This is a genomic window from Pseudomonas sp. IT-196MI5 (genome assembly GCF_949767415.1).
In the GTDB taxonomy this organism is placed as follows: domain Bacteria; phylum Pseudomonadota; class Gammaproteobacteria; order Pseudomonadales; family Pseudomonadaceae; genus Aquipseudomonas.
Map to the genome: position 1 here is coordinate 619,906 of NZ_CATKPZ010000011.1, position 23,530 is coordinate 643,435.

Sequence of the window (23,530 nt, forward strand, 5' to 3'; positions counted from 1 at the left end):
CCCGCATTCGTTCAGCTCAGGTTCAGCGGCGAACGGGACGCTTCTGCAGTTTGCGCTGCAGGGTGCGGCGGTGCATGCCCAGCGCACGGGCGGTGGCCGAGATGTTGCCTTCGTGCTCGGTCAGCACGCGCTGGATGTGCTCCCACTGCAGGCGGTCCACGGACATCGGGTTTTCCGGCACCAGGCTGTCGAGGTCAGCGTGTTCGGACAGCAGCGCCGCCAGCACGTCGTCGGCGTCCGCCGGCTTGCACAGGTAGTTGCAGGCACCGCGCTTGATCGCCTCGACGGCGGTGGCAATGCTCGAATAGCCGGTGAGGATCACCACCCGCATTTCCGGGTCCATTTCCAGCAACTTGGGCAGCAGCACCAGGCCGGAATCGCCGTCCATCTTCAGGTCCAGAGCGGCGTAATCCGGCGGGTCGGCCTTGGCCAGCTCCAGGCCTTCTTCGGCGGAACCGGCAGTGCTGACACGAAAACCGCGGCGAGCCATGGCGCGGGCCATGACGCGGGTGAACGTGGCGTCGTCATCGACCAGCAGCAAATGCGGCAGTTCTTCGCCTTCGACTTGGATCTCTTCACTCATGTTCGTCTCCTCGGGCGACACGGGGCAGGCGCAGCTCGGTGAGCGTGCCGCCTTCCTCATGGCTGTAGAGTTTCACTGAGCCGCCGGCGCGTGTCACGCTGGCCTTGCTCAAAAACAGGCCCAGGCCGAAGCCTTTGCCCTTGGTGGTAAAAAACGGTTTGCCGATTTGCTCGGCGATAGCCAGCGGCACACCGGCACCATGATCACGAATGCTGATGGTGAGGTTTTCCCAATCCCAGTCCAGCGTCACTTGCAGCCCTTCGGGGCAGGCATCGGCGGCGTTGTTCAACAGATTCAGCAAAGCCTGGGTCAGGTCTGGCGGCGGCGCCAAGCGTGGGACCGGACCCTGGCCGAGGCGCTGGAAGCGATAACTGGCTTCCGGGCGCATCAGGTGCCAGCGATTGAGGGCTTCATCAAGCCAATCGGTGACGTCCTGCATCTCCACCGCCAACCGACGATTGGCCTCGGCGGCGCGCACCAGATGCTGCAAGGTCTCTTTACACAACTTTACCTGATCCTGCAGCACGCTCAGGTCATCCTGCAACATCGGGTCATGGTGGTCCTGACGCATTTCCTTGAGTAGCACACTCATAGTCGCCAGCGGCGTGCCCAGTTCATGGGCCGCACCGGCGGCCTGGGTGGCGACGGCCAGCAATTGCTGATCGCGCAGGCCTTCTTCGCGACGAATGGCGCGCAGCTCTTCCTGACGGCGCAGCTCTTCGGCCATGCGCGCGGCGAAGAACGTGATCACGGCGGCGGCGAGGGCGAAGCTCAACCACATCCCGTACACCTGCAGGTTTTCCCGAGCGATCGGGAAGGTTTGCAGTGGGTAGAACTGTGCCAGCAACAGCGTGTACATCGTCAGCGCGATGCCCGACAGGATCACCGAATAACGCCATGGCAACGTCACCGCGGCAATGGTCAGCGGCACCAGGTAATAGGAGACGAAGGGGTTGGTCGAGCCACCGGAGAAATACAGCAAGGCGCTGTGGATAAACAGGTCGCAGGCCAGTTGCACGGCGTATTCGAGCTCGGTCACCGGCCATGAGGTACGCAGGCGAATCGCCGTGAACACGCACAACAGCATCGAACAACCGAGGGTCGCAGCCAGTTGAAACCAGGGCAGCGGCAACAATTCGAGCCAGTAGGCCAGGCCCACGGAACCGGCCTGTGCGGCCAGCACCAAGGTGCGGATGAACGTCAGCCGCCAGAGGTTCTGGCGAGTGGCGGAAGTGATTTGAACGGGGGCGAGCATGAGCTCTCCTGATGAGCGCTCCAGGCGGATCGCAGGGAGTATAACCAAGCGCGAGGGCTGACAGGCAAAAGTGCGGCAAACGGCCACACGCATGGAATGCTTCAAGACGCCTCCTGTAGGAGCTGGCCTGCCAGCGAAGGCGGTGTGTCAGCCAAGATAATTACAGGTCGTGATGCCCTCTTCGCTGGCAAGCCAGCTCCTACAAGGATTACAGGTGCCTCGATCTGTATAGAAGTTGTAACTGTGCGAACCGGAGCATAAAAGCTAGAGTCTGATGGTTTCACGCAGGCCCGGACCGTACCCCTGCGCACCTTTCAAGGAGCCTTCATGCACACATTCCGCCGCAGCGCCGCCCTCCTCGCCCTGAGTGTCGGCACCGTCGCCAGCCTCCCGGCCCTGGCCGCCGACGAGCTGCATTACAACCAGATTTCCCTGCGCGCCGAAGTCAGTCAGGAAGTGGCCCGCGACCTGATGATCGTGACCCTCTACACCGAAGAACAGAACAGCGACCCGGCCAAACTCGCCGCCGACGTCAGCACTGCAATGAACAAGGCGCTGGCCCAGGCCAGGAAAGTCAAGGACATCACCCTGCGTCAGGGCAGTCGCAACAGCTACCCGATCTACGATACCAAAGGCCAGAAAATCACCGGCTGGCGCGAGCGCGCCGAATTACGCCTGGAAAGTTCGGACTTCGCCGCGCTGTCGAAGCTGACCGGCGAACTGCTCACCGACCTGAAAATGGGCGGCATGGACTTCGCCATCGCCACCCCGACCCGCAAAGCCAGCGAAGACGCCCTGCTCAAGGACGCCGTGACCGCCTTCAAGGCCCGCGCCCAACTGGCCACCGACGCCCTCGGCGGCAAGAGCTACAAAATCGTCAACCTGAACCTCAACAGCAACGGTTATCCACAGCCTTACCTGCGCGCGCCGATGATGATGAAAGCCGCCGCCATGGACGCCGCACCGGTGATGCCAGATGTTGAAGCCGGCACCAGCCAGGTCAGTATGACCGCCGATGGATCGATTGAAGTGCTGATGCCTTGAATCGATAGCCTCTGAATAAAAAACGGCGATCACTCACATGATCGCCGTTTTTTATTCAGAGGCTATTTTCAGGCATGAGCTATAACTGAAGAGCCCACTGAGAAAAGCCGACAGTTGCACCGGGTGCAACTGAGATTGATTGGCCACTATCGGTGCAACAATAACCACTCTTATTTACGCCATACCCACCTCACAAAACGGGGTATAAATAAGTAACACCTCGCCCTGATCGGGAGCACCCTGCGCTCAGGACGCACCGTGAAAGTGCGTCGTTTGCACCGTAAAAATGCCGCGCAAACGGTTAAATGCGGCAGATTTTATACAAATGCGACATTAAGGTACGTTCGTACCACCGTTTCAGGCTTGTAGTCACTCTGGATCTTGCATTGGGTATGGCCCCTGCATAAGTATCCGCAGGCACGACTCACGAGGTCGTCCTCTAATTCCAAAAATGACAACAAATCATGAGGCCACCATGCTTAAACACGCGGTCATTCCGTTTTTAGTCGGCGCCAGCTTGTTAGCCAGCGCACCGTTCGCCCAAGCTGCGACTAACCTGGTGTTCTGCTCCGAAGGGAGCCCGGCCGGTTTCGATCCAGGTCAATACACCACCGGAACCGACTTCGACGCCTCTGCAGAAACCATGTTCAACCGCCTGACTCAGTTCGAGCGCGGCGGCACCGCCGTTATTCCTGGCCTGGCAACCAGCTGGGACGTCTCAGATGACGGCCTGACCTACACCTTCCACTTGCGTGAAGGCGTCAAGTTCCACACCACCCCGTATTTCAAGCCGACTCGTGAGTTCAACGCCGACGACGTGCTGTTCACCTTTAATCGCATGATTAACAAGGATGATCCGTTCCGCAAAGCCTACCCGACCGAATTCCCGTACTTCACCGACATGGGGATGGATACCAACATCACCAAGATCGATAAAGTCGACGACAAAACTGTCAAGTTCACCCTCAAAGACGTTGATGCCGCGTTCATCCAGAACATGGCCATGAGCTTCGCCTCGATCCAGTCCGCCGAGTACGCTGCCCAGCTGCTCAAGGAAGGCAAGGCTGCCGACATCAACCAGAAGCCGGTCGGTACCGGTCCGTTCGTGTTCAAGAGCTACCAGAAAGACTCCAACATCCGCTACACCGGGAACAAGGACTACTGGAAGCCTGACGACGTGAAGATCGACAACCTGATCTTCGCCATCACGACCGACCCGTCGGTACGTATCCAGAAGCTGAAGAAGAACGAGTGCCAGGTCACCCTGTTCCCTCGTCCGGCCGACCTGAAGGCGCTGCGTGAAGACAAATCCCTGAAGCTGCCTGACCAGGCTGGTTTCAACCTGGGCTACATCGCCTACAACGTGATGCCCAAGGTCAAGGGACAAACCGAAGCGAACCCGCTGGCCGAGCTGAAGGTGCGCCAGGCACTGGACATGGCGGTCAACAAGCAACAGATCATCGACTCCGTGTACCAGGGCGCAGGCCAACTGGCCGTCAACGCCATGCCGCCAACCCAGTGGTCCTACGACACCACCATCAAGGATGCGCCGTACAACCCTGAGAAAGCCAAAGAGCTGCTCAAGGAAGCTGGCGTGAAAGAGGGCACCGAAATCGTTCTCTGGGCGATGCCGGTGCAGCGTCCATACAACCCGAACGCCAAACTGATGGCAGAAATGCTGCAGTCCGACTGGTCCAAGATCGGCCTCAAGGTCAAGATCCAGAGCTACGAGTGGGGCGAGTACATCAAGCGCTCCAAAGGTGGCGAGAACCAGGCGATGCTGATTGGCTGGAGCGGTGACAATGGTGATCCGGACAACTGGCTGAACGTGCTGTTCGGCTGCGACTCGCTGGAAGGCAACAACTTCTCCAAATGGTGCGACAAGAAGTTTGACGACATCGTCAAGCAAGCCAAGCGCACCTCAGACCAAGGCAAGCGCACCGAGCTCTACAAACAAGCGCAACACGTGCTCAAAGATGCTGTGCCTATGACACCTATCGCTCACTCGACGGTGTTCCAACCCATGCGCGCCAACGTGCAGGATTTCAAGATCAGCCCATTTGGCTTGAACTCCTTCTACGGCGTCAGCGTCAGCAAGTAAGACATTGCTACGGCGCCGTTTCTGACGTCGCCGTAGCTTTATCTACCGAGAAAGCAGGAATTTGCCTACATCCAAATCCGCAGCTGACTACAGCATCGGGGGAGGACGCGTCGCCATTTCCTACGAGCCTTTAGGACTTTACGCATTTACTGCCGGACCCGTGGCTCATACCGTCGGGATCCGACCAGTGCATGCGTGGGTCATCGGTTACTGCTGCGTGCATGGCTTGAAATCAATGATGCCTCTACGTCCGCGGACGGGACGGCGGCTCATTGACAACACTTTGAGAGAAAAGGAAGCGTTATGCGCCATACCTTGGTTTTATCCGCATTGCTGGGCACCGGCCTGTTGGCCGCCACTTCCATCAGCCAGGCCGCCAACAACAGCCTGGTGTTCTGCTCCGAAGGCAGCCCCGCCGGTTTCGACACGGCGCAGTACACCACTGCGACCGACAACGACGCCGCCGAACCGCTGTACAACCGGTTGGCAGAGTTTGAAAAAGGCGCGACCAACGTCGTACCGGGCCTGGCCACGAGCTGGGATATTTCCGAGGACGGCCTCAAATACACCTTTCACCTGCGCGAAGGGGTGAAGTTTCATACCACCAAGTACTTCACGCCGACCCGCGATTTTAATGCCGATGACGTGCTGTTCACGTTCAATCGCATGCTCGATCCGCAACAGCCTTTCCGTAAGGCTTATCCGACAGAGTTTCCGTACTTCAACGGCATGAGCCTGAACAAGAACATCGCCAAGGTCGAAAAGACCGGGCCGCTGACCGTGGTCATGACGCTCAACAGCGTGGACGCCGCGTTCATCCAGAACATCGCCATGAGCTTCGCCGCGATCCTCTCCGCCGAGTACGCCGACAGGCTGCTGGCCGAAGGCAAGCCGAGCGACATCAACCAGAAGCCGATCGGCACCGGGCCGTTCGTGTTCAAGAGCTACCAGAAAGACTCGAACATCCGTTACACCGGCAACAAGCATTACTGGGACCCGAGCCGGGTCAAGCTCGACAACCTGATTTTCGCCATCAACACCGACGCCTCGGTGCGCGTGCAGAAACTCAAGGCCGGCGAGTGCCAGATCACCCTGCACCCGCGCCCTGCCGATGTGACCGCGCTGAAGAACGACCCGGCCCTGCAACTGATCGAAAAGCCTGGTTTCAACCTCGGCTACATCGCCTACAACGTGCGCCACAAGCCGTTCGACCAGCTCGAAGTGCGCCAGGCGCTGGACATGGCGGTGAACAAGCAAGGCATTCTCAATGCCGTTTATCAGGGTGCGGGGCAACTGGCGGTCAACGCCATGCCGCCGACCCAATGGTCCTACGACGACACGATCAAGGACGTCGCCTACAACCCGGAAAAAGCCAAGGAGCTGCTCAAGGCTGCCGGCGTCAAGGAAGGCACTGAAATCACCCTCTGGGCCATGCCGGTCCAGCGTCCGTACAACCCCAACGCCAAGTTGATGGCCGAAATGCTCCAGGCTGACTGGGCGAAGATCGGTCTCAAGGTCAAGATCGTCAGCTATGAGTGGGGCGAGTACATCAAGCGCACCAAGAACGGCGAACACGACATCAGCCTGATCGGCTGGACCGGTGACAACGGTGATCCGGACAACTGGCTGGGCACGCTCTACAGCTGCGACGCCATTGGCGGCAACAACTACTCGATGTGGTGTGATCCGGCTTACGACAAGCTGATCAAGCAGGCCAAGGTCGTCACCGACCGTGACCAGCGCACCTTGCTCTACAAACAGGCGCAGCAGTTGCTCAAGCAGCAAGTGCCGATCACGCCAGTCGCCCACTCAACGGTCAACCAGCCGCTGAGCGCCAAAATCGAAGGGTTCAAGGTGAGCCCGTTCGGCCGCAATGTTTTCTCGGGTGTCAGCATAGAAAAATAACCGATTAGCCAGAAATGCCGGGGGGCGGAATTTCCGCCCTCACGCAGACGCTTTGCCGTCTTTCGCCAATTTGGCCAACAGCAAACGTTTGCGATGCCGTGAACGAGTTCTAAACCAATAGCCGGATCACAAAAAAAGACCGGCATAAAAAAGAAAGTAAGGAGCTTTACCCATGAAACTGAGCAGCACCGCGCTATTGGCCCTGGCCATCAGCAGCGTAACCGCCACGGCTTACGCAGAAACCCAAAGCCAGGCTTTCACCCCGGTTACCGTGAACGAAAAAAACGCCCAGAGCGAAGCCACCGGTTTCGTCGAAGGCCAGTCGATCACCGGCACCACGCGTAACTGGTACGCCAATGAGCAACTGCATCGCGGTGGCAAGTTCTCCTACAAGAAGAATGGCGTTTCGACCCCGACCGATCGCCGGATCAACTGGGTCCAGGGCACCATCCTCAAGTACAACTCGGGCTTCACCGACGGCACCGTAGGCTTCAGCACTGAAGTCGCCGCCTACAACGCCGTTGCCCTGGACCGGGACCGCAAAGACCTGGCGTCCAACAACGGTGGCGCACCGGGCTCTCGTCCAGGCGCGGGCAACAACCGCACCCTGACCAAGGAAGGCGGCGATGCTCAAGGCCAGTGGAGCAAGCTGGGCCTGGCCAACGTCAAGGCTCGAGTCTCCAACAGCACCCTGACCGCCGGCCGCATGAACTTCAGCAGCCCGATGGTCGACGTGATCGGTAACCGTGCACTGCCTTCGAGCTTCCAGGGCGTGGCCCTGCACAGCGAAGAGCTGAACAACCTGGCCTTCGACCTGGCCACCTTCGACCGCAACTCACCGCGTACCGAAGAAAGCCTGCGCAAATTCCGCACCGAATACGCCAACGGCATCGTCGAAACCGACCACGTCCACACCGCCGGCATCACCTACACCCCACTGGCCAGCCTGACCACCAGCCTCTGGGCGACCCAGGCTGAAGACATCTGGAACCAGTACTACTTCGGCGCCTCTCACGTTCTGGGCGACAGCCAGGTACTGAGCCTGACCACCGGCCTGAACTACTACAAAACCAAAGAGACCGGTAAAGCCCTGATCGGCGCTATCGACAACGACACCTACTCGCTCTCGTTCGGCCTGACCCACCAGGCCCATACCCTGACCCTCTCGTACCAGGAGGTGAACGGTAACGAGTACTTCGACTACCTGCACGAAACCAACGGCATCTACCTGGCCAACTCCCTGCTGTCGGACTTCAACGGCCCGAACGAAAAATCGTTCCAGGTTGCCTACGGTCTGAACATGGCTGAATACGGCGTGCCAGGCCTGAAGTTCAACATCTACCAGGCTCGCGGCTGGGGTATCGACGGTACTCACTACACCGGCAACGGCGGCGTGCCCGGCAAGGGTTACGACGGCATCCAGTCCCAGGATGGCGAGCACCACTATGAATACGGCATCGGCGCAACCTACGCCGTGCAGAGCGGCCCGCTCAAGGCCACCACGATCCGCGGCACCTACACCGCTCACCGTGCCAGCGAAAACCAGGCTGACGGCAGCATCAACGAGTTCCGTCTCGTGACCACCGTTCCGTTCAACATCCTGTAATACCGCTGCCGAACGGCTGATTCATTGACGAATTGGCCGTTCGGCTTTTGTCCTTTAACCGATTGCAGAGGGTTCTTGATGAAAATGCTTCCCCTACGTGCGGCCATCGCGGCTGCGTTGCTCAGTGTCGCTGTCGGTGTCTCGGCCAAACCCCTGGTGGTTTGTACCGAGAACAGCCCCGAAGGCTTCGACATGGTCCAGTACACGACTGCAGTCACAGCCGATGCGGTGGCCGAAACCATCTTCAATCGCCTGGCAGACTTCAAGCCCGGCACCACCGACGTGATTCCGGCACTGGCTGAGTCCTGGGACATCAGCGAAGACGGCCTGAGCTACACGTTCCATCTGCGCAAAGGCGTCAAGTTCCACACCACCGAATACTTCAAGCCGACCCGCGACATGAATGCCGACGACGTGGTCTGGAGCTTCCAGCGCCAGCTGGACCCGAATCATCCGTGGCACAAACTGTCGAGCGTGGGCTTCCCGTACTTTGAAAGCATGGGCTTCAAGGAGCTGCTCAAGAGCGTCGAGAAAGTCGACGACAACACGGTCAAGTTCACTCTGACCCGTCCTGAAGCACCGTTCCTGGCCGACCTCGCCATGGCGTTCTCCTCGATCTATTCCGCCGAGTATGCCGACCAGTTGCTCAAGGCGAACAAGACCGGTGAACTGAACAACAAGCCGGTCGGCACCGGCCCGTTCGTCTTCCAGCGTTACAACAAGGACGCCCAGGTTCGCTTCAAGGCCAACCCGGACTACTTCCGCGGCAAGCCTCCGGCTGATGCGCTGATCCTGGCCATCGCCACCGATAACAACGTGCGCCTGCAGAAGCTCAAGGCAAACGAGTGCCAGGTCGCGCTGTATCCGAAACCGGATGACATTCCGAGCATCAAGAAAGACGACAAGCTGAAAGTCGATGAGCTGAATGCGATGACCGTCGCCTACATCGCCATCAACACCACGCACAAGTACCTGAGCGATGTACGGGTGCGTAAAGCCATCGACATCGCCTTCGACAAGGAAGCGGCTGTCAACGCGCTGTTCGGCAAGGGCAATGCAACAGCCGCCGTCAACCCGTTCCCGGACACCCTGCTGGGCTACAACCACACACTGAAGAACCCGGCCCGCGATCTGGAGAAGGCCCGTGCCCTGCTCAAGGAAGCCGGCGTACCGCAAGGCACCACCTTCACCCTGTTCACCCGCAACGGAGGCGGTGCAACCAACCCGAACCCGATGCTCGGTGCGCAGATGATGCAGGCCGACCTGGCCAAGGTCGGGATCAATATCGATATTCGCGTGATGGAATGGGGCGAAATGCTCAAGCGCGCGAAAAACGGCGAGCACGACATGGTTTCCGCCGGATGGGCGGGCGATAACGGCGATCCGGATAACTTCCTGACGCCTATGCTCAGTTGTGAGGCGGCCAAGAACGGCGAAAACTACGCACGCTGGTGCAATGACAAGTTCCAGGCCCTGATCGATCAGGCCCGGGAAAAAACCGACCCGGCCGAGCGTGCAGCCCTGTACGAGCAGGCCCAGGTTATTTTCAACCAGGACCAGCCATGGATCAGTTTGGCGCACACTAGAATGTTTACCGCAATGCGCAACAACGTAGAGGGCTATCACATTAGCCCCCTCACCACGAATAACTTCGCCACCACCCAGGTGAAGTAATAAGAAAACTCCCGGCATGCCTGACCCAGGCATGCCGGGCACGCCTAACCGGCTGATGAGGTACAACACACGATGTTTAGTTTTATTGCCCGCCGACTGGGGTTACTGATCCCCACGTTCTTCGGTATCACCTTGCTGACTTTCGCGTTGATTCGCATGATCCCGGGCGACCCCGTGGAAGTCATGATGGGAGAACGTAGGGTCGATCCCGAAATGCACGCTCAGGCAATGGAACGCCTAGGTCTGAACAAACCCCTGTATGCCCAATACCTGGATTACATCGGCAAACTGGCCCACGGCGATCTCGGTGAATCCCTGCGTACCCGTGAAAGCGTCTGGAGCGAATTCACCTCTCTGTTCCCCGCGACCCTGGAACTGTCCTCGGCCGCGCTGTTGTTCGCCGGTGTCCTGGGCCTCTTGGCCGGAGTGATCGCGGCACTCAAGCGAGGATCCCTGTTCGACCATGGGGTGATGGGCATATCCCTGGCGGGATATTCGATGCCGATCTTCTGGTGGGGCCTGATCCTGATCATGTTCTTCTCGGTGTCGCTGGGCTGGACCCCGGTGTCCGGGCGGATCGACCTGCTCTACGACATCGAGCCACGCACCGGCTTCATGCTGATCGATACGCTGCTGGCCGATGAGCCGGAGGCCTTCTTCGACGCCCTGCACCACCTGATCCTGCCGGCCATCGTGCTCGGCACCATTCCGCTGGCGGTGATCGCGCGGATGACCCGCTCCTCGATGCTCGAAGTACTGCGTGAAGACTACATTCGCACCGCCAAGGCCAAAGGCCTGTCGCCGTCGCGCGTGGTGTTCGTGCACGGTCTGCGTAACGCGCTGATTCCGGTACTGACGGTGGTCGGCCTGCAAGTCGGCACCCTGCTGGCCGGTGCGGTCCTGACCGAAACCATCTTCTCGTGGCCCGGCATCGGCAAATGGCTGATCGAAGCCATTGGCGCCCGGGACTACCCCGTCGTACAAAACGGCATCCTGTTAATCGCCTGCCTGGTGATTCTGGTCAACTTCGTAGTGGACATCCTCTACGGCTTTGTCAACCCACGCATCCGTCATCAGCGCTGAGATCATGACCATGACCATGACCACTCCAATTCCATCGGTAGCAGTCGATCAAAGCCTGCTGTACCCGTCTCCGTACAAAGAATTCTGGCAAGCGTTCTCCAAGAACAAAGGTGCCGTCGCCGGCCTGATGTTCATGCTGCTGGTGATTTTCTGCGCGATCTTCGCCCCGTGGGTTGCCCCCCATGACCCGAGCGAGCAATTCCGCGACTTCCTGCTGACCCCGCCGGCCTGGCTGGAAGGTGGACAGTTGCAGTTCCTGCTCGGCACCGATGAGCTGGGCCGCGACCTGCTGTCGCGTCTGATCACTGGCTCGCGCCTGTCCTTGATGATCGGCTTGTCCTCGGTGGTGATGTCGCTGATTCCGGGGATCCTGCTGGGTCTGTTCGCCGGGTTCTTCCCGCGCGTGGTCGGCCCGACCATCATGCGCCTGATGGACATCATGCTGGCCCTGCCGTCCCTGCTGCTGGCCGTGGCGATCGTCGCCATCCTCGGCCCTGGCCTGATCAACACCGTGATCGCCATCGCCGTGGTGTCCCTGCCGTCCTACGTTCGTCTGACCCGCGCTGCGGTGATGGGCGAGCTGAACCGCGACTACGTGACCGCCGCGCGCCTGGCCGGTGCCGGCCTGCCACGCCTGATGTTCGTCACCGTGCTGCCTAACTGCATGGCGCCGCTGATCGTTCAGGCCACCCTGAGCTTCTCTTCGGCGATCCTCGATGCCGCCGCACTGGGCTTCCTCGGCCTTGGCGTACAACCGCCAACCCCTGAGTGGGGCACGATGCTGGCTTCGGCTCGCGACTACATCGAACGCGCCTGGTGGGTGGTGAGTCTGCCTGGTTTGACCATTTTGCTCAGCGTGCTGGCAATCAACCTGATGGGCGACGGCCTGCGCGATGCGCTGGACCCGAAACTCAAGAACGCCGCCTGAGGAGATTCCCATGTCACTGTTAGAAATCAAGAATCTCAACGTTCGCTTCGGCGACAAAAACGCCACGCCAGTGGTCGATGGCCTCGACCTGCAAGTGGACAAGGGCGAAGTGCTGGCCATCGTTGGCGAATCGGGTTCCGGCAAGTCCGTGACCATGATGGCGCTGATGGGCCTGATCGAGCATCCGGGGATCGTCACCGCCGACGCCCTGAATTTCGACGGCAAGAACATGCTCAAGCTCAACAACCGCCAGCGTCGGCAGATCGTCGGTAAAGACCTGTCCATGGTCTTTCAGGATCCGATGACCGCGCTGAACCCGAGCTACACCGTGGGTTTCCAGATCGAAGAAGTGCTGCGCCTGCACCTGAAAATGTCCGGCAAAGCCGCGCGCAAACGCGCCATCGAACTGCTGGAAAAAGTTGAAATCCCGGGTGCCGCCAGCCGTATGGACGCCTACCCGCATCAACTCTCCGGTGGCATGAGCCAGCGTGTCGCGATTGCCATGGCGATTGCCGGCGAACCGAAACTGCTGATCGCCGACGAACCGACCACGGCGCTGGACGTGACCATTCAGGCGCAGATCATGGACCTGCTGCTGGCGTTGCAGAAAGAGCGGAACATGGGCCTGGTGTTGATCACCCACGACCTCGCCGTCGTGGCCGAAACCGCCCAGCGCGTGTGCGTGATGTACGCCGGACAAGCGGTCGAAGTCGGCCAGGTGCCGCAACTGTTCGACATTCCGGCACACCCGTACAGCGAAGCGCTGCTCAAGGCAATTCCGGAACACAGCCTGGGCGCCGCGCGCCTGTCGACCCTGCCAGGCATCGTTCCCGGTCGCTACGACCGTCCGCAGGGTTGCCTGCTGTCGCCGCGCTGCCCGTACGTGAAAGACAACTGCCGTCAACAACGTCCGGCACTAGACCAGAAAAGCAACAGCCTCGCTCGCTGCTTCTATCCGCTGAACCAGGAGGTGGCGTAATGGCCGTCGTTCTTACCGCCCGCGACCTGACCCGTCACTACGAGGTCTCCCGAGGCCTGTTCAAGGGTCACGCCACTGTACGCGCCCTCAACGGCGTGTCATTCGAACTGGAAGCCGGCAAGACCCTTGCCGTCGTCGGCGAGTCGGGTTGCGGCAAGTCCACCCTGGCCCGTGCCCTGACCCTGATCGAAGAGCCGTCCTCCGGTTCCCTGAAAATCGCCGGGCAGGAAGTCGCCGGGGCCGACAAGGCCCAGCGCAAACAACTGCGCAAAGACGTGCAGATGGTGTTCCAGAGCCCGTACGCCTCGTTGAACCCACGGCAAAAAGTCGGTGATCAACTGGGTGAGCCGCTGCTGATCAACACCAACCTGAGCGCCGCGGAACGTCGCGAGAAAGTCCAGGCGATGATGAAGCAGGTGGGCTTGCGTCCCGAGCACTACCAGCGTTATCCGCACATGTTCTCCGGCGGTCAGCGCCAGCGGATCGCCCTGGCCCGCGCGATGATGCTGCAACCGAAAGTGCTGGTAGCGGACGAACCGACCTCGGCGCTGGACGTGTCGATTCAGGCGCAGGTGCTCAACCTGTTCATGGATTTGCAGCAGGAGTTCAACACCGCCTACGTGTTCATCTCCCACAACCTGGCGGTGGTACGCCACGTTGCCGACCACGTGATGGTGATGTACCTCGGTCGTCCGGTGGAAATGGGCCCGAAAGAGGACATTTACGCCCGTCCTCTGCACCCCTACACCCAGGCACTGTTGTCGGCGACCCCGGCCATCCACCCGGATCCGAACAAGCCGAAAATCAAGATCGTCGGCGAGCTGCCCAACCCGTTGAACCCGCCGTCCGGCTGCGCCTTCCACAAGCGCTGCCCGTACGCCACCGAGCGTTGCAGCACTGAAGAGCCGGCCCTGCGCTTGCTCGACACTCGCCAGGTGGCTTGCCACTACGCCGAGCAATTCCTCGACGGCGCGGCATAAAAAACTGTAGGAGCCAGCCTGCTGGCGATTGCGGCAGACCAGTCAACATTTCTGTTTACTGGCACACCGCAATCGTTAGCAGGCTAGCTCCCACAGGGATTGAGTTGCTCAAATTCTTGATGCGTTGACCAAACCCCTTCCGCCTCGATTGCGCATCAGTCAGGCAGAGGGGGTTTTCTTTTACCTGCCATCGAACGACTACGTCTGGCTGTCACCTTCTTCTTCATCGGAATCCGGCTCGTCGGTGGTCGAGTCATCGTCGTTGTCAGCGCCACCCTGCCCCTGATCTCCCGGTTCCGATTCGGACTTGGCAAGCATCAACCCCGCATAACCCGCCTGCCCGCTCGAGGCCTGCTCTCCATGATCAATACACTCGGCCCACGCCATCGAAGTTCCGAGCGAGAGCATCACCAACACCTTCAACAGCAGTAAAGCGCGTAACAATCTGTTCATAGCCGATTCCTTCCTTTCGTGGAGTGCCTGTCTGGCGCTGAGTCAAATCTAGTTCCGATCAGTCCGGTTCTCCAGATTGGACGTTGTCGAACCCGCGGAAATGCCCTTGGATTGGAGACTGGTTTGGAATAAAGGTTATGCCGAAAAGATCAATGCGTGTTCCGCCTTCCAGAACGCTTGTACACCCGCAGAATTCCTCTCAGGATTCGCGGGACATACGCAGGACAGAACTTCCCGCGATCGGCACGTTTAATCAAAGGACACAGCATGATCAGCAGCGCCTTCGCACCGATGCAATCACTCGCCACCACCCTGCTGCCCCACGCCCTGGAACCCTCGGAGGACGGCGCTCACGACCTTTCGCACCTGCAACGGGTCTGGCACAACGCCCACTTGATTCAGGCACAGGAAGGTGGCGATCTTGAGGTGCTGCTGGCGGCGGTGCTGTTGCATGATTGTGTAGCAGTGGAAAAGAACTCGCCGTTGCGCTCGCAGGCATCGCAATTGGCAGCGCGCAAAGCGTCAGGGGTATTGGCTAAGATGGATTGGCGCGAGACAAAAATCGCCGCCGTCGCCCACGCCATCGAAGCCCATAGCTTTTCCGCCAACATCTCGCCTACCTCGCTGGAAGCGAAAATCGTGCAGGACGCCGACCGCCTCGACTCCCTGGGTATGCTCGGCGTCGCCCGCACCTTTTACGTTGCCGGGCGCATGGGCAGCGCCCTCTACGACCCACAGGACCCACAGGCCAATGACCGCGACTATGACGACACTCGCTTCTGTATCGACCATTTCCAGACCAAGCTGCTGCACTTGGCAGACGGTTTCCAGACTGCGACGGGGCAACGTCTGGCACAGGTTCGTCATAAGCGTTTGAAGGGGTTTCTGGAGCAGTTCAAGGAAGAGATCGGGATTGGCTGATACGCCAGGAGCACTGAACCTGCACAACTCAGGAAAGGACAAGCGCCATGGATCTGTCGCAAACACTGCTGCAACTTGAACGACGCCTCCTGTCACACACGACTCGGCGAAATGCTGAAGAAGTCTCACGCCTGCTCGCGGATGACTTTATCGAGTTCAGCGCCAGTGGCGGCATCTGGAGCAAGGCCGAAGTGGTCGAGCAGTTGCCCCATGAGTCGTTTACCCAACGGAGCATCAGCCATTTTGCCATCAAGCCATTGTCAGAAGAGACCGCCTTGGTGACTTATCATTGTTACGTCGACAGCCACGGCCATGCCGGCGCAGTCCACAGTCTGCGCAGTTCCATCTGGCGTAATCGGGGCGAGCAGTGGCAAATGGTTTTCCACCAGGGGACATTGATTCCCAGTGAACAATGACGCAGGCATTCATGGCGAATCCGGATCCCTCGCGAGTCAGAGAGTGTTGTGAACGCCCCGGATTACTGTAGGAGCGAGCCTGCTCGCGATGGACGTCAACGATGACATGCGCAGCCTGAATAAACGCGGCGGGTCTGAGTTCTTCGCGAGCAGGCTCGCTCCTACAGGGGATTGCGTCAGGTAACAAAAAACCCCGCAGCTTTCGCGACGGGGTTTCTGGCCTTTCAGCTCAGTGCTTAATGGTGTTCACGGGTCGCACGGAATTTCACGTCCGGCCAGCGCTCTTCCATCAGGGCCAGGTTGACCCGCGTAGGCGCGAGGTAGGTCAGGTGACCGCCGCCGTCCAGTGCCAGGTTTTCCACAGCCTTGTTGGAGAATTCCTCGAGCTTCTTCTTGTCGCTGCATTCGATCCAGCGCGCGGAATAAACAGTGATCGGCTCGTAGGAGCATTCGACCTTGTATTCCTCTTTCAAACGGCTGGCGACCACATCGAACTGCAGCACACCGACGGCGCCGAGGATGATGTCGTTGCTGCGCTCCGGGAAGAACACCTGGGTCGCGCCTTCTTCGGCCAACTGCTGCAGGCCCTGGCGCAGTTGCTTGGATTTCAGCGGATCCTTCAGGCGTACACGGCGGAACAGTTCCGGGGCGAAGTGCGGGATGCCGGTGAAACCCAGGACTTCGCCTTCGCTGAAGGTGTCGCCGATCTGGATGGTGCCGTGGTTGTGCAGGCCGATGATGTCGCCGGCGAACGCTTCTTCCAGTTGCTCACGCTCGGAAGAGAAGAAGGTCAGCGCGTCGCCGATCCGCACGTCCTTGCCGGTGCGCACGTGGCGCATCTTCATGCCTTTTTCGTACTTGCCCGAGCAGATCCGCATGAAGGCGATGCGGTCGCGGTGTTTCGGGTCCATGTTCGCCTGGATCTTGAAGATGAAGCCCGAGAACTTCTCTTCCACCGGCTCTACGGTGCGCTCGTTGGCCACGCGTGCCAGTGGGCGCGGCGCCCAATCAACGACGGCGTCGAGTACGTGGTCGACACCGAAATTGCCCAGTGCCGTACCGAAAAACACCGGGGTCAGCTGACCGTCGAGGAACTCCTGCTGGTTGAATTCGTGGCAGGCGCCCTGCACCAGCTCCAGCTGTTCGATGAACCGCTCGTACTCGTCACCCAGATGGGCGCGGGCTTCATCGGAGTCGAGCTTCTCGATGATTTTCACATCGGTGCGCTCATGACCGTGACCCGCGGTGTACACGATGATGTAGTCATCGGCGAGGTGATACACGCCTTTGAAGTCACGGTAGCAACCAATCGGCCAGGTGATCGGAGCCGCTTTGATCTTGAGGACGGCTTCGATTTCGTCGAGCAGTTCGATCGGGTCGCGGATGTCACGGTCGAGTTTGTTGATGAAGCTGACGATCGGCGTGTCACGCAGACGGCAGACATCCATCAGGGCGATGGTCCGTGGCTCTACACCTTTACCGCCGTCGAGGACCATCAAGGCCGAGTCCACCGCGGTCAGGGTGCGGTAGGTATCTTCGGAGAAGTCTTCGTGGCCCGGGGTGTCGAGCAGGTTGATCATGTGTTCGCGATACGGGAACTGCATGACCGACGTGGTAATGGAAATACCACGCTGCTTTTCCATTTCCATCCAGTCGGAGGTGGCATGGCGATCGGATTTACGCGATTTCACCGTACCGGCTACCGCAATCGCCTTGCCCATCAGCAAGAGCTTCTCGGTGATGGTGGTCTTACCGGCATCGGGGTGGGAAATAATGGCGAAAGTGCGGCGTTTCGCGACTTCGGCGGCCTGTTTGGTCATGGGAAATCGCCTGGCAGGTGATTCAAAAAAGGGCGCAGATTATAGCCCAAGTTGATCGAAGAACCGAACCGTTGAGCACATTAGGGGTGGCCAAATGCTGCTTCAGATGGGAACCTTTTAAGGCACGGAGACGTCCACTCCCCCGTAACGACCACTCGTCGGGGGCCTGAAACACCTGCAATTCAGCCTGACGAGGCTGTGCTCATGGCTCTATAGCCGTGCGCCTACCTTCTGTAGGAGCGAGCTTGCTCGCGAAAAACGTCCAGACAACGCGTACATACAGGTACCCAGCGTTATCGTTGACGTCCATCGCGAGCAAGCTCGCTCCTACAGCGGAACGCGCTTGGCATGAGCTGCTTCTCGCGAACGTCTTTTCCGGCAGCCAGGCATGGCATGCCACACGGGACTGCGTTCGCCGACTGAAAAAAGGAGTCCGCCTGTGGCTATCCACTATGGCAAAGGGCTGATAGGAGGCGCGCTGGTAATCGCCCTTCTGGCCCTGCTGATCCAATGGATCGGCATCAACACGATCGAACTTTACCGCGACGATTTGTTGTTTTACCTGCAAGCCCATCTGGTTCTCGTCCTCGCTTCCATGCTGGCCGCCCTTGTCGTGGGCATTCCTGCCGGTATCCTCCTCAGCCGCCCGTCCATGGTCGGCCGTGCCGAACGCTTCATGCAGCTCTTCAACATCGGTAACACCGTTCCACCCCTGGCCGTCCTGGCCATTGCCCTCGGTATCCTCGGCATCGGCAGCGGCCCCGCCATTTTCGCCCTGTTCCTCGCCTCCTTGCTGCCCATCGTGCGCAACACCTACGAAGGCCTGAAAAACGTTCAGGGTTCGCTCAAGGAAGCCGCCGTCGGCATCGGCATGACCCCGTTCCAGGTGCTGTGGAAAGTCGAATTGCCCAACGCCGTGCCGATCATCATCGGCGGTGTGCGCGTGGCCCTGGCGATCAATGTCGGGACGGCGCCGCTGGCGTTCCTGATCGGTGCCAACAGTCTTGGCAGCCTGATCTTCCCCGGCATTGCCCTGAACAATCAGCCGCAGTTGCTGCTCGGTGCCGCGTGCACCGCGTTACTGGCCCTGCTGCTGGACGGCGTGGTCACTCTCGGCAGTCGCCTCTGGCTCGAACGCGGCTTGCGCCTGTCTTAAGCCCCGGCAAAGGAATCGTCATGAAAACATCAAGCTTATTACTAGGCTGCGTCCTGCTGTGCGCAGGATTTGCTCAAGCAGCTGACAAACCCTCGATCCGCATCGGCGCCCGGGTGTTCACCGAACAGACCCTGCTGGCGGAGATCACCTCACAGTACCTGCGTACCAAGGGTTACGAGGTGCAAGTGACCGGCGGCCTGGGCAGCAATCTGGCCCGCAGCGCCCACGAAAGTGGCCAGCTGGACATGCTCTGGGAATACACCGGCGTTTCGTTGGTGGCCTACAACCATGTCACTGAAAAACTCGACAGCGAACAGTCCTATACCCGGGTAAAAGAACTCGACGCAAAAAAAGGCCTGGTCTGGCTCACCCCGTCGAAATTCAGCAATACCTACGCCCTCGCCCTGCCGAAGAACGTCGCCGACCAATACCCGCAGATCAACACCATCAGTGAGCTGAACACAGTGCTGCGCAAGGAATCCGGGACCAACAATCTGGTGGCACTGGATACCGAGTTCGCCAACCGTTCGGACGGCCTTGATGGCATGGTCCAGCTCTACGACATGAACCTGAACCGCAAGAACATCCGGCAGATGGACGCCGGCCTGGTCTACACCGCGCTACGCAACGGCCAGGTGTTTGCCGGTCTGGTCTACACCACCGACGGTCGCCTCAACGCCTTCAAGCTGAAGCTGCTGGAAGACGACAAGCATTACTTCCCGGACTACACCGCCGCACCGGTGGTACGTCAGGCCTACCTCGATGCGCACCCGCAATTGGCCGCACAGCTCAAGCCGCTGGCGGAACTGTTCGACGACAACACCATGCGCGAACTCAACGCGCGGGTCGACGTCGAGCATCAGAGCCCTTCAGCCGTTGCCGCCGATTTCCTGCGCCAACACCCGATCAATTAAGGAGGAAAAGTCATGGAATTCCTGAACGCCTTTTCCCATCTCGACTGGCAGCAGGTGATCCACCTGACCTGGCAGCACATCACGCTGGTCGGTATCGCCGTCACCCTGGCGATTCTGGTCGGCGTGCCGCTGGGCATTCTGATGACACGTTTCCCGAGCCTCGCCGGGCCTTTGCAAGCCAGCGCCACGGTGCTGCTGACCGTGCCGTCGATTGCCCTGTTCGGCCTGCTGCTGCCGTTCTACTCAAAGTTCGGCCAGGGCCTGGGACCGATGCCGGCGATTACCGCGGTCTTCCTGTACTCGCTGCTGCCGATCATGCGTAACACCTACCTGGCGCTGACCAATATCGAGCCGGGCATCCGCGAAGCAGCGCGCGGCATCGGCATGACGTTCGGCCAGCGCCTGCGCATGGTCGAACTGCCCATCGCCGTACCGGTGATCCTCGCCGGTGTGCGCACCGCCGTGGTCATGAACATCGGTGTCATGACCATCGCCGCCACCATCGGCGCCGGCGGCCTGGGCGTACTCATCCTCGCTTCCATCAGCCGCAGCGACATGTCGATGCTGATCGTCGGTGCCGTACTGGTCAGTGTGCTGGCGATCATCGCCGACCTGATCCTGCAAGTGCTGCAACGCTCGCTGACTCCAAAAGGACTGCTCAAATGATCGAACTTCAAAACCTCAGCAAGACCTTCCAAAGCAACGGCAAAGATGTGAAAGCCGTGGACTCGGTAAGCCTGACCGTCAATGAAGGCGAAATATGCGTTTTCCTCGGGCCATCGGGTTGCGGCAAAAGCACCACGCTGAAAATGATCAACCGCCTGATCACTCCGACCTCGGGCAAGATCCTGATCAACGGCGAAGACACCACCGGCCTCGACGAAGTAACACTGCGCCGCAACATCGGCTACGTGATCCAGCAGATCGGTCTGTTCCCGAACATGACCATCGAAGAGAACATCGTGGTCGTGCCGAAACTGCTCGGCTGGGACAAACAGAAATGCCACGACCGCGCCCGTGAGTTGATGAGCATGATCAAGCTTGAACCCAAGCAATATTTGCATCGTTATCCACGAGAATTGTCCGGTGGCCAACAACAGCGGATCGGCGTGATTCGTGCGTTGGCGGCGGATGCGCCATTACTGTTGATGGACGAACCGTTTGGCGCGGTCGACCCGATCAACCGCGAGATGATCCAGAACGAGTTCTTCGAAATGCAGCGGGCGCTGAACAAGACCGTGATCATGGTCAGCCATGACATCGACGAGGCGATCAAGCTCGGCGACAAGATCGCAATCTTCCGCGCCGGCAAGCTGTTGCAGATCGATCACCCGGACACGTTGCTCGCGCACCCGGCGGACGAGTTTGTCAGCAACTTCGTCGGCCAGGACAGCACACTCAAGCGCCTGCTGCTGGTGAAAGCCGAAGACGCAGCCGACAACGCGCCATCCGTCAGCCCGCATACCCCGGTGGCTGAAGCGCTGGAGTTGATGGACGAGCATGACCGACGCTATGTGGTGGTCACTTGTGCCGAGAATAAAGCCCTGGGTTACGTGCGCCGTCGCGACCTGCACCGTCAGACCGGCACTTGCGCGCAGTACCAACGCGAGTTCAACGCCACGGCGGCGTACGACGAACATTTGCGCATCCTGCTGTCGCGCATGTACGAGTTCAATCGGGCCTGGTTGCCGGTGATGGATGCCGAGCGGGTGTTTTTGGGTGAGGTGACACAGGAGTCGATTGCGGCGTATCTGAGTTCAGGACGTTCGCGGGGGATGAAGACCAATATCGTCTCGCCAGCTGAGGCGGTGATCGCCTGATCACTCATATCGCCCGGTAAAAAACGCAAAACCTGTAGGAGTGAGCCTGCTCGCGATGGCGTTATTTCAGGCAACTACGATGCCGGCAGTGAAAATGTCATCGCGAGCAAGCTCGCTCCCACAGGTTCTGTGCGATTTTCCAGTGATTTGCAGGCCGGAAAAAAATATCAACAGTCACGTCTGTAAAAGCTATCCGGAAACACGCTCTGAAATAGTCAAATCCCCTCTCAGCCTAGCTTTTCGCAGCCAACGTCGGCGATGTTGACGCCATCGTAGTTACTAGCGACTTGGCGCACAAAAGCGTCGAACGTGCAGGTATTTTTAACACCTCACCATTCTGCGGGAACATCCGACTGTCATCTGTGTCGGTTACAAAGAGTAATGCTCGCAACGCACGTCAGAAGAGTGCAAAAACGCGACATTTTTTGTTGATCTCAAGCCCCTCACGCCCTAAAGTTCGCGCCGAACGTCCATGCTGGAAACGATCCATCCGGCTCAAGTACTGACGACGAGACAGCAAGGCCAAGGGAAAGCTGCACTTCCCATGGCCTTTTTGCTTTCGGCGACATGCCTTGGGAAGTAGGCGAACCAAAGTGGGGATACGGAGGACGTTCATTTGCACCCATTGATTAACAACGTTTGCCTTTAGGAGCTCCCCAGCATGCCGATCCAGGTCGAAGATTATTTCGCGCGCGCCACTTTTGACAAAATGAAGGCGTTCGCCGACAAGCAGGAAACCCCGTTCGTGGTGATCGACACCGCGATGATCAGCCAGGCCTATGACGACCTGCGCGCCGGTTTCGAATTCGCCAAGGTCTACTACGCGGTCAAGGCCAACCCGGCCGTCGAGATCATCGACCTGCTCAAGGAGAAAGGCTCGAGCTTCGACATCGCCTCGATCTATGAACTGGACAAAGTGATGGATCGCGGCGTCAGCGCCGACCGTATCAGCTACGGCAACACCATCAAGAAATCCAAGGACATCCGCTACTTCTACGAGAAGGGCGTGCGCCTGTTTTCCACCGACTCCGAAGCCGACCTGCGCAACATCGCCAAGGCCGCACCGGGTTCGAAAGTCTACGTGCGCATCCTGACCGAAGGCTCGACCACCGCCGACTGGCCACTGTCGCGCAAATTCGGCTGCCAGACCGACATGGCCATGGACCTGCTGATCCTCGCCCGCGACCTGGGCCTGGTGCCTTACGGCATCTCGTTCCACGTCGGTTCGCAGCAGCGCGACATCAGCGTCTGGGACGCGGCGATCGCCAAGGTCAAAGTGATCTTTGAACGCCTGAAGGAAGAAGACGGCATTCACCTGAAGCTGATCAATATGGGCGGCGGCTTCCCGGCCAACTACATCACCCGCACCAACAGCCTGGAAACCTACGCCGAGGAAATCATCCGCTTCCTCAAGGAAGACTTCGGTGACGACCTGCCGGAAATCATTCTGGAACCGGGCCGTTCGCTGATCGCCAACGCCGGTATCCTGGTCAGTGAAGTGGTGCTGGTCGCGCGTAAATCCCGTACCGCAGTAGAGCGCTGGGTGTACACGGATGTGGGCAAGTTCTCCGGCCTGATCGAAACCATGGACGAAGCCATCAAGTTCCCGATCTGGACCGAGAAAAAGGGCGAGATGGAAGAAGTGGTCATCGCCGGTCCTACCTGCGACAGCGCCGACATCATGTACGAAAACTACAAGTACGGCCTGCCGCTGAACCTGGCCATCGGTGATCGCCTGTACTGGCTGTCGACCGGTGCGTACACCACCAGCTACAGCGCCGTCGAGTTCAATGGCTTCCCGCCGCTGAAGTCGTTCTACGTGTAACACCCCCCTCTGTAGGAGCGAGCTTGCTCGCGATGGTCGTTAACGATGACGCGTTCATACAGGATGA

20 protein-coding genes are annotated in these 23,530 nt (G+C 59.3%); 16 read left to right on the forward strand and 4 right to left on the reverse strand.

Going from position 1 to position 23,530, the window contains the following annotated elements:
• Nucleotides 1-22: 22 nt before the first annotated feature.
• Both ACM6IK_RS10380 and ACM6IK_RS10385 read right to left on the reverse strand, forming a co-directional pair.
• Nucleotides 23-583 (reverse strand): response regulator transcription factor, encoded by a 561-nt coding sequence (locus tag ACM6IK_RS10380; RefSeq protein WP_218429259.1) that lies wholly within the window; start codon nt 581-583, stop codon nt 23-25.
• Nucleotides 576-1,838 carry an ATP-binding protein gene (locus tag ACM6IK_RS10385; protein ID WP_414874222.1) on the reverse strand — a complete coding sequence of 421 codons (1,263 nt, stop codon included), beginning with the start codon at nt 1,836-1,838 and terminating at the stop codon, nt 576-578. Before ACM6IK_RS10385 ends, ACM6IK_RS10380 begins: the two co-directional genes overlap by 8 nt.
• A 327-nt stretch (nt 1,839-2,165) precedes the next feature.
• Between ACM6IK_RS10385 and ACM6IK_RS10390 the strand changes: the two genes are divergently transcribed.
• The 9 genes from ACM6IK_RS10390 to ACM6IK_RS10430 all read left to right on the forward strand — a co-directional run bounded on the left by ACM6IK_RS10390 (nt 2,166) and on the right by ACM6IK_RS10430 (nt 14,138).
• Entirely contained in the window at nt 2,166-2,882 is a 717-nt protein-coding gene (locus ACM6IK_RS10390; RefSeq protein ID WP_414874223.1) for an SIMPL domain-containing protein, read from the forward strand.
• Between the two features lie 475 nt (nt 2,883-3,357).
• Nucleotides 3,358-4,983, forward strand: coding sequence for an ABC transporter substrate-binding protein (locus tag ACM6IK_RS10395; RefSeq protein WP_414874224.1), 1,626 nt, complete (start codon nt 3,358-3,360; stop codon nt 4,981-4,983).
• Between the two features lie 303 nt (nt 4,984-5,286).
• A complete protein-coding gene (locus ACM6IK_RS10400) occupies nt 5,287-6,888 on the forward strand; it encodes an ABC transporter substrate-binding protein (protein WP_414874225.1) in 1,602 nt (533 codons plus the stop codon).
• Nucleotides 6,889-7,060: 172 nt separating this feature from the next.
• Nucleotides 7,061-8,494: an OprD family porin gene (locus ACM6IK_RS10405; RefSeq protein ID WP_414874226.1), complete on the forward strand. Its 1,434-nt coding sequence runs from the start codon at nt 7,061-7,063 to the stop codon at nt 8,492-8,494.
• Nucleotides 8,495-8,572: 78 nt separating this feature from the next.
• Nucleotides 8,573-10,168: an ABC transporter substrate-binding protein gene (locus tag ACM6IK_RS10410; protein WP_414874227.1), complete on the forward strand. Its 1,596-nt coding sequence runs from the start codon at nt 8,573-8,575 to the stop codon at nt 10,166-10,168.
• A 72-nt stretch (nt 10,169-10,240) separates the two neighbouring features.
• Complete coding sequence (locus tag ACM6IK_RS10415; protein ID WP_414874228.1) at nt 10,241-11,251, forward strand: ABC transporter permease subunit; 1,011 nt, start codon at nt 10,241-10,243, stop codon at nt 11,249-11,251.
• A 16-nt stretch (nt 11,252-11,267) separates the two neighbouring features.
• Complete coding sequence (locus tag ACM6IK_RS10420) at nt 11,268-12,179, forward strand: ABC transporter permease subunit (RefSeq protein WP_108218173.1); 912 nt, start codon at nt 11,268-11,270, stop codon at nt 12,177-12,179.
• A 10-nt stretch (nt 12,180-12,189) separates the two neighbouring features.
• A complete protein-coding gene (locus ACM6IK_RS10425; RefSeq protein WP_414874229.1) occupies nt 12,190-13,158 on the forward strand; it encodes an ABC transporter ATP-binding protein in 969 nt (322 codons plus the stop codon).
• Entirely contained in the window at nt 13,158-14,138 is a 981-nt protein-coding gene (locus ACM6IK_RS10430; protein WP_414874230.1) for a peptide ABC transporter ATP-binding protein, read from the forward strand. Before ACM6IK_RS10425 ends, ACM6IK_RS10430 begins: the two co-directional genes overlap by 1 nt.
• 198 nt (nt 14,139-14,336) lie before the next feature.
• On the opposite strand, the gene ACM6IK_RS10435 is transcribed toward ACM6IK_RS10430, so the two are convergent.
• Nucleotides 14,337-14,591 carry a hypothetical protein gene (locus ACM6IK_RS10435; RefSeq protein WP_108218170.1) on the reverse strand — a complete coding sequence of 85 codons (255 nt, stop codon included), beginning with the start codon at nt 14,589-14,591 and terminating at the stop codon, nt 14,337-14,339.
• A 267-nt stretch (nt 14,592-14,858) separates the two neighbouring features.
• Here ACM6IK_RS10435 and ACM6IK_RS10440 point away from each other — a divergent pair, with 267 nt between their 5' ends.
• Both ACM6IK_RS10440 and ACM6IK_RS10445 read left to right on the forward strand, forming a co-directional pair.
• Nucleotides 14,859-15,512: an HD domain-containing protein gene (locus ACM6IK_RS10440; protein WP_414874231.1), complete on the forward strand. Its 654-nt coding sequence runs from the start codon at nt 14,859-14,861 to the stop codon at nt 15,510-15,512.
• A 47-nt stretch (nt 15,513-15,559) separates the two neighbouring features.
• The gene (locus ACM6IK_RS10445; RefSeq protein ID WP_414874232.1) at nt 15,560-15,928 is read left to right on the forward strand and encodes a DUF4440 domain-containing protein; all 369 of its coding nucleotides are present in this window, start codon (nt 15,560-15,562) and stop codon (nt 15,926-15,928) included.
• 236 nt (nt 15,929-16,164) lie between these two features.
• Here ACM6IK_RS10445 and ACM6IK_RS10450 read toward each other — a convergent pair whose 3' ends face one another.
• Nucleotides 16,165-17,748, reverse strand: coding sequence for a peptide chain release factor 3 (locus tag ACM6IK_RS10450; RefSeq protein ID WP_095942377.1), 1,584 nt, complete (start codon nt 17,746-17,748; stop codon nt 16,165-16,167).
• Between the two features lie 439 nt (nt 17,749-18,187).
• On the opposite strand from ACM6IK_RS10450, the gene ACM6IK_RS10455 reads away from it, so the two are divergent.
• The 5 genes from ACM6IK_RS10455 to ACM6IK_RS10475 all read left to right on the forward strand — a co-directional run bounded on the left by ACM6IK_RS10455 (nt 18,188) and on the right by ACM6IK_RS10475 (nt 23,463).
• On the forward strand, nt 18,188-18,904 hold the full coding sequence (locus ACM6IK_RS10455; protein ID WP_414874233.1) for an ABC transporter permease: 717 nt from the start codon (nt 18,188-18,190) through the stop codon (nt 18,902-18,904).
• A 20-nt stretch (nt 18,905-18,924) separates the two neighbouring features.
• Complete coding sequence (locus tag ACM6IK_RS10460) at nt 18,925-19,818, forward strand: glycine betaine ABC transporter substrate-binding protein (protein WP_414874234.1); 894 nt, start codon at nt 18,925-18,927, stop codon at nt 19,816-19,818.
• A gap of 12 nt (nt 19,819-19,830) precedes the next feature.
• Complete coding sequence (locus ACM6IK_RS10465; protein WP_414874235.1) at nt 19,831-20,484, forward strand: ABC transporter permease; 654 nt, start codon at nt 19,831-19,833, stop codon at nt 20,482-20,484.
• A complete protein-coding gene (locus tag ACM6IK_RS10470) occupies nt 20,481-21,638 on the forward strand; it encodes a betaine/proline/choline family ABC transporter ATP-binding protein (RefSeq protein WP_414874236.1) in 1,158 nt (385 codons plus the stop codon). Before ACM6IK_RS10465 ends, ACM6IK_RS10470 begins: the two co-directional genes overlap by 4 nt.
• Nucleotides 21,639-22,299: 661 nt before the next feature.
• Nucleotides 22,300-23,463: a type III PLP-dependent enzyme gene (locus ACM6IK_RS10475; RefSeq protein ID WP_108218162.1), complete on the forward strand. Its 1,164-nt coding sequence runs from the start codon at nt 22,300-22,302 to the stop codon at nt 23,461-23,463.
• The last annotated feature ends 67 nt before the right edge of the window (nt 23,464-23,530 follow it).

What these genes read in the sequence shown, in the direction of transcription:
- ACM6IK_RS10400 (WP_414874225.1), top strand. Translation starts at nt 5,287, where the DNA reads ATGCGCCATACCTTGGTTTTATCCGCATTGCTGGGCACCGGCCTGTTG.
- ACM6IK_RS10420 (WP_108218173.1), top strand. Translation starts at nt 11,268, where the DNA reads ATGACCACTCCAATTCCATCGGTAGCAGTCGATCAAAGCCTGCTGTAC.
- ACM6IK_RS10450 (WP_095942377.1), bottom strand. Translation starts at nt 17,748, where the DNA reads ATGACCAAACAGGCCGCCGAAGTCGCGAAACGCCGCACTTTCGCCATT.
- ACM6IK_RS10475 (WP_108218162.1), top strand. Translation starts at nt 22,300, where the DNA reads ATGCCGATCCAGGTCGAAGATTATTTCGCGCGCGCCACTTTTGACAAA.
- ACM6IK_RS10395 (WP_414874224.1), top strand. Translation starts at nt 3,358, where the DNA reads ATGCTTAAACACGCGGTCATTCCGTTTTTAGTCGGCGCCAGCTTGTTA.
- ACM6IK_RS10415 (WP_414874228.1), top strand. Translation starts at nt 10,241, where the DNA reads ATGTTTAGTTTTATTGCCCGCCGACTGGGGTTACTGATCCCCACGTTC.
- ACM6IK_RS10430 (WP_414874230.1), top strand. Translation starts at nt 13,158, where the DNA reads ATGGCCGTCGTTCTTACCGCCCGCGACCTGACCCGTCACTACGAGGTC.
- ACM6IK_RS10425 (WP_414874229.1), top strand. Translation starts at nt 12,190, where the DNA reads ATGTCACTGTTAGAAATCAAGAATCTCAACGTTCGCTTCGGCGACAAA.
- ACM6IK_RS10470 (WP_414874236.1), top strand. Translation starts at nt 20,481, where the DNA reads ATGATCGAACTTCAAAACCTCAGCAAGACCTTCCAAAGCAACGGCAAA.
- ACM6IK_RS10390 (WP_414874223.1), top strand. Translation starts at nt 2,166, where the DNA reads ATGCACACATTCCGCCGCAGCGCCGCCCTCCTCGCCCTGAGTGTCGGC.
- ACM6IK_RS10385 (WP_414874222.1), bottom strand. Translation starts at nt 1,838, where the DNA reads ATGCTCGCCCCCGTTCAAATCACTTCCGCCACTCGCCAGAACCTCTGG.
- ACM6IK_RS10380 (WP_218429259.1), bottom strand. Translation starts at nt 583, where the DNA reads ATGAGTGAAGAGATCCAAGTCGAAGGCGAAGAACTGCCGCATTTGCTG.
- ACM6IK_RS10465 (WP_414874235.1), top strand. Translation starts at nt 19,831, where the DNA reads ATGGAATTCCTGAACGCCTTTTCCCATCTCGACTGGCAGCAGGTGATC.
- ACM6IK_RS10410 (WP_414874227.1), top strand. Translation starts at nt 8,573, where the DNA reads ATGAAAATGCTTCCCCTACGTGCGGCCATCGCGGCTGCGTTGCTCAGT.
- ACM6IK_RS10440 (WP_414874231.1), top strand. Translation starts at nt 14,859, where the DNA reads ATGATCAGCAGCGCCTTCGCACCGATGCAATCACTCGCCACCACCCTG.
- ACM6IK_RS10405 (WP_414874226.1), top strand. Translation starts at nt 7,061, where the DNA reads ATGAAACTGAGCAGCACCGCGCTATTGGCCCTGGCCATCAGCAGCGTA.
- ACM6IK_RS10460 (WP_414874234.1), top strand. Translation starts at nt 18,925, where the DNA reads ATGAAAACATCAAGCTTATTACTAGGCTGCGTCCTGCTGTGCGCAGGA.
- ACM6IK_RS10445 (WP_414874232.1), top strand. Translation starts at nt 15,560, where the DNA reads ATGGATCTGTCGCAAACACTGCTGCAACTTGAACGACGCCTCCTGTCA.
- ACM6IK_RS10435 (WP_108218170.1), bottom strand. Translation starts at nt 14,591, where the DNA reads ATGAACAGATTGTTACGCGCTTTACTGCTGTTGAAGGTGTTGGTGATG.